Here is a 4,953-nt window from a genome sequence, read left to right as displayed (position 1 = left end):
CATTGCGTCAAGAACAGGGTCTATCCCTAGATCAAGTGGTTGCATTAACCAGGATTCCCAGACGATTATTACAGGCGATCGAAGAAGGTAATGTTAACGATCTACCAGAACCAGTCTATATTCAGGGTTTAATCAGGCAATTCGCCGATGCACTCGGCTTGAATGGAGTAGAATTTTCTGGCACTTTTCCGATCGCTTCTGCACAAGTGAACCCCCTAAGTATGGGGAATACTTCACCCCTGGCTCAACTACGTCCGATTCATCTTTACTTTCTTTACATATTCCTAATAATATGCTCTGTAAATGGGTTATCTCAGTTATTAAATAACGCATTACTACAAGCAGGTAATAGCCCAAGCCAGTCATATCCAAAACAAAAGTCTGTTGTTAAACCAGAATTAGCCCAACTAAAAGAGTCAACGCAGGTACAACCTGTCAGCGATACCCTGAGCGGTGTCCAAAAGGGACAGGTTGTACAGGTTGGTGTAACTTTGAAAGCCTCGTCTTGGATTCGTATAGTAGCCGATGGCAAAACCGAGTTTGAGGGTATTTTGCCAGAGGGAACTCACCGAGTTTGGAAAGCCCAAGAGCAGCTGACAGTGAAAACTGATAATGCTGGTGGTGTGTTGGTGAGCGTCAATCAAGAGAAAGCTAAGGAAATGGGAGAACCAGGGAAAGAGGAAGAAGTTAGGATTGCTGCCAAGCCTAAGTTTTGAAATATGGGCATGGGGCATGGGGCATGGGGCATAGTAGTTCCGAGTTCCGTTAGCGGATAGCTAAGGTTTAGCCCGTTCTGAGTAAATAAGTGAGATTTCCCACTCAGCACTCAGCACTCAGTACTCAGCACTCCTGAAGGGTATTGGGCATGGTAATTCCCCTTGTCCCATGCCCCATGCCCTATTCATATCATGACTCCTGAATTCTGACTTCTAAATTCTTTCTTCAAGAAAGATTTGGATGTGTTAGAAATCTGTAGAGAGAATCTCGCTTGCACTTTTTTCTCAGTCAGGATTTAGTAAAGTTAAAGCGGAAGCTCTTACAGGGAACGCGGAAGTTGCTACAGAGTGCGCGAAACACTGAAACGTCAAGGCGGAAGCTCTTACAGGGAAGACGGAAGCTGCTACAGACTGCGCGAAACACTGAAACGTCAAGGCGGAAGCTCTTACAGGGAAGGCGGAAGCTGCTACAGACTGCGCAAAACACCGAAACGTCAAGGCGGAAGCTCTTACAGGGAAGGCGGAAGCTGCTACAGACTGCGCAAAACACCGAAACGTCAAGGCGGAAGCTCTTACAGGGAAGGCGGAAGCTGCTACAGACTGCGCGAAACACGGAAACGTCAACCCTGGAGCAATATTTTTTGATCGATACTAAATGTGAGATTTTGTTAAAGCCACAACTGCGCGAAGTACTAGGGATTGCGATCGCACTGCGGCTGACCATGTTCGGCTGATTACTTATAAAATGTCATTGCGAGCAGAGCGATCGCAATGACAACTACTTATCCGAACATGATATCATTCACTCCTCACTGAGCTTCCGGGGCGCGTCCATTGAGTCTGGTAAGAACTTTTAAGCGATCGCGTAATTCGTCTGTCAAAGCTGCTGCTTGATAGCGCCATTCCCAGTTCCCCTCAGCAACACTCGGAAAATTCATCCGCGCTTCGTTTCCTAATCCCAAGATATCTTGTAAAGGAATAATCGCTTGGTTGGCTATGGAACTCAAAGCTAGACGAATTAAATCCCAATGAACGCCTTCAGGACTAATAGAACCTAAATAAAGCAACAGGTTTTGCTTTTCGTTGTCATTAGCTGAATTGAACCAGCCTACAGTTGTGTCATTATCATGAGTGCCAGTATAAACTACAGCATTTCGCGGGTAATTGAATGGTAAAAATGGATTACCGGGATCGGAACCAAAGGCAAACTGCAAAACTTTCATTCCAGGAAATTCATACTTGTCTCGCAGTGCTTCTACTTCTGGGGTAATTACTCCCAAATCTTCCGCCAATACGGGTAGCTTGCCCAATTTCTCCCTAATCGCTGCAAAAAAAGCATCTCCAGGCGCTTCCACCCATTTACCATTCATCGCAGTTTCTTCACCTTGGGGTACTGACCAATAAGCCTCAAAGCCCCGAAAGTGGTCAATGCGAATTATATCTACATAATCCAGCATTGCTTCAAAGCGCTGTACCCACCATTTAAAATCTTGTTTTTGCAATTCCTGCCAGTTATAAACCGGGTTTCCCCACAATTGACCGGTGGCGCTAAAATAATCTGGTGGAACTCCTGCCATTTGAGCAGCTGCTCCTGTCTCTTTATCTAAGCAAAATATGTCGGGATGCGCCCACACGTCGGCGCTATCATGAGCTACGTAGATGGGGATATCGCCAATAATGTCAATGCCGCGCATATTGGCGTAGGCTTTCAGGTCTGACCACTGGCGGAAAAACTCAAATTGGACGAATTTGTAATAATAAATCTCGACCTTGAGCCGATGCTGGGCTTGCTCTAATGCTTGGGGATCGCGCTTGACAAATTCTGGTTTCCATGCGTGCCAGTTTGCATTGTCGTTAGCATCTTTGAGCGCCATAAATAAGGCGTAATTATCTAGCCAATAGGCTTTACTGTCGCAAAAACCTGCAAACTCTTTCTGCTGGATGGGCGTAGCATTGGTTCTAAAGTTTTCACAGGCTTTTTTGAGTAGCCCAATCTTAATTGGCACGACCTGCTGGAAATCTACCTTTTCTACCGGAAATCCTGGTAAATTAGCAAAGTCTTCTTCAGAGAGTAAACCTTCTTCTAAGAGTTTTTCTGGGCTAATTAGCAGAGGATTTCCTGCCATTGCTGAGTAGCACATATACGGAGAATTGCCGTATCCAGTGGGGCCTAGTGGTAAAACTTGCCAATATTGTTGATGGCTCTCTTTAAGAAAATCAATGAAGCGATAGGCTTCTAGGCCTAAATCTCCAATGCCAAATCGACTGGGAAAGGAGGTAGGATGCAGCAAAATGCCACTGGATCTAGGAAAAGGCATAAGTAACCTGAGTTATGAGAGGGAGCAATTATCTGATGGAGACAAGATGCGATCGCATCGAATTTATCACGGAACAGGATTTACAGGGGAAATCAAGTAAACTCATTTTGTTTATCGTTTGTCATTTGTCCTTTGTAAATAACCAATGACCAATGACTAATGACCAATGACCAATGACTCATAAATATGACTTACCGAAATCCTACACCGACAGTTGATATCATCATTGAACTAGTAGATCGACCTCATCGGCCTATAGTGTTAATTGAAAGACATAATCTACCTTTAGGTTGGGCTATTCCTGGTGGTTTTGTAGATTATGGGGAAGCGGTGGAAGTGGCGGCGCGGCGAGAGGCTGAGGAAGAGACGGGTTTACAGGTGGAGTTGGTTGAACAATTATTGGTATATTCTGACCCCGATCGCGATCCGCGTCAGCATACGATTAGTATTGTGTTTTTGGCGACAGCTACGGGGGAACCTGTGGCTGGTGATGATGCTAAGGGTGTAGGCATTTTTGAGTATTGGAAAGTACCTGGTAATTTATGTTTTGACCACGATCGCATTCTGCGCGATTATTGGCGATATCGGCATTATGGGATACGTCCGATGTTGGGGTAAGAGGAACGAACCGCAGAGGCGCAGAGGGCGCGGAGAGAGGAGGGGAGAGGAATATCTGGAATTCCCTGACTAAAATTCAGCCGGGGAACGGGTTTGGTAAACAAGCTGCAAGCACTCCTGAAAGTCATCCCCTTGCCAGGTTCCGGCAAATTTTAGTAAGTCTTCTGCTTTAGAGCCTCTAATAATTGGTGTTGCTTCCTGTATTTCCGGTTTCGTTTGATGATTGGAAGTATGATCATTTTTTTCGGTTGACATGGCATTATGGGATGCGTTCGAGATTGGGGTAAGAGGAACGAACTGGAGAGGCACAGAGGGCGCGGAGAGGAATATCTGTGACACAAAGTTTTTGTGATTATACTGTGTCAGTGGTATTTAATGGTGCATTATGGATGCTGAAACGCTGTTGGAGAAATACGCCGAAGGACAACGGAAATTTCATTCAGAAAATTTGAGTGAAGAAAATCTCAAAGGTGCAGACCTCAGTGAAATAGACCTATACGGTGCAAATTTGGCTGGGGTTGATTTAAGTGGAGCAAATTTAACCCAAGCAAAGCTTAATAGTACAAATCTTACTAAAGCGTCTCTAGCAGATACAAAATTGAACTCGGTAAATGCTTCTTCAGCAATTTTGGCTTGGACAGACCTTAATGGTGTTAACTTAAGTTGGTCAAATCTAAGTAGCGCAAATTTGAATTATGCAAACTTAGAACAGGCAAACCTGACAGGTGTAAACCTAAGTAGTGCAAAATTAATTTATGCAAACTTAGATACAGCAAATTTAAGTGGAGCAAATCTTAGTAATGCAGACCTCACTGCGGCTTCCTTAGCTGAAGCTAATCTCAGTAAAGCTAATCTAACTAAGACAGATTTCGGTCAGGCGTACTTAATTGGATCGAACTTTACTCTGGCAAACTTAACTGAGGCAATATTGCAAAGTGCCAAACTCCAAGGAAGTATATTTCATAGAGCGAATCTACATGAAGTTGATCTGTCAGGCATGAATTTGACTGGTATAGATTTTACAGCAGCATCTCTTCAAAGTACGAACCTTACACAAGCATTTCTCCAAGGAGCGAATTTAGAAAAAGTTAATTTGCGGTGGGCAAATTTAACCAAGGCAAATTTAGATGGAGCAAATTTGAGAAGGGTTGACTTAACTGGGGCAAATATCTATGGAGCAACCTTTAAAGATGCTGACCTAACTGGTGCGATAATGCCAGATGGAGAGGTTTACAAGCCGATCGCTGCTGAAGCGGAAATCGGTAAACAGGAAACATCGTTAGAGAAAGTAATATCTATGA

The 4,953-nt window shown here is 44.1% G+C and carries 5 protein-coding genes; 3 read left to right on the top strand and 2 right to left on the bottom strand.

Features of this window, described 5'->3' with window-relative positions; translation table 11 throughout:
* On the top strand, positions 1-716 hold a 716-nt coding region (locus HWQ37_RS14730; RefSeq protein ID WP_292748344.1), incomplete at its 5' end, for a helix-turn-helix domain-containing protein.
* Between the two features lie 809 nt (positions 717-1,525).
* On the opposite strand, the gene malQ is transcribed toward HWQ37_RS14730, so the two are convergent.
* Positions 1,526-3,034: a 4-alpha-glucanotransferase gene (gene malQ, locus HWQ37_RS14725; protein WP_292748343.1), complete on the bottom strand. Its 1,509-nt coding sequence runs from the start codon at positions 3,032-3,034 to the stop codon at positions 1,526-1,528.
* 186 nt (positions 3,035-3,220) lie between these two features.
* Between malQ and HWQ37_RS14720 the strand changes: the two genes are divergently transcribed.
* The gene (locus HWQ37_RS14720) at positions 3,221-3,652 is read left to right on the top strand and encodes an NUDIX hydrolase (protein ID WP_292748342.1); all 432 of its coding nucleotides are present in this window, start codon (positions 3,221-3,223) and stop codon (positions 3,650-3,652) included.
* Positions 3,653-3,721: 69 nt separating this feature from the next.
* Here the strand turns inward: HWQ37_RS14720 and HWQ37_RS14715 are convergent, their stop codons facing one another.
* Positions 3,722-3,907, bottom strand: a complete 186-nt coding sequence (locus HWQ37_RS14715; protein ID WP_292748341.1) for a hypothetical protein — start codon at positions 3,905-3,907, stop codon at positions 3,722-3,724.
* Between the two features lie 130 nt (positions 3,908-4,037).
* On the opposite strand from HWQ37_RS14715, the gene HWQ37_RS14710 reads away from it, so the two are divergent.
* On the top strand, positions 4,038-4,953 hold a 916-nt coding region (locus HWQ37_RS14710; RefSeq protein ID WP_292748340.1), incomplete at its 3' end, for a pentapeptide repeat-containing protein.

Source organism: Nostoc sp. NMS4 (genome assembly GCF_017115095.1).
Classification (GTDB): Bacteria; Cyanobacteriota; Cyanobacteriia; order Cyanobacteriales; family Nostocaceae; genus Nostoc.
Note: the sequence above shows the minus strand (reverse complement) of the source record. Positions and strands in the feature narration are given on the sequence as shown.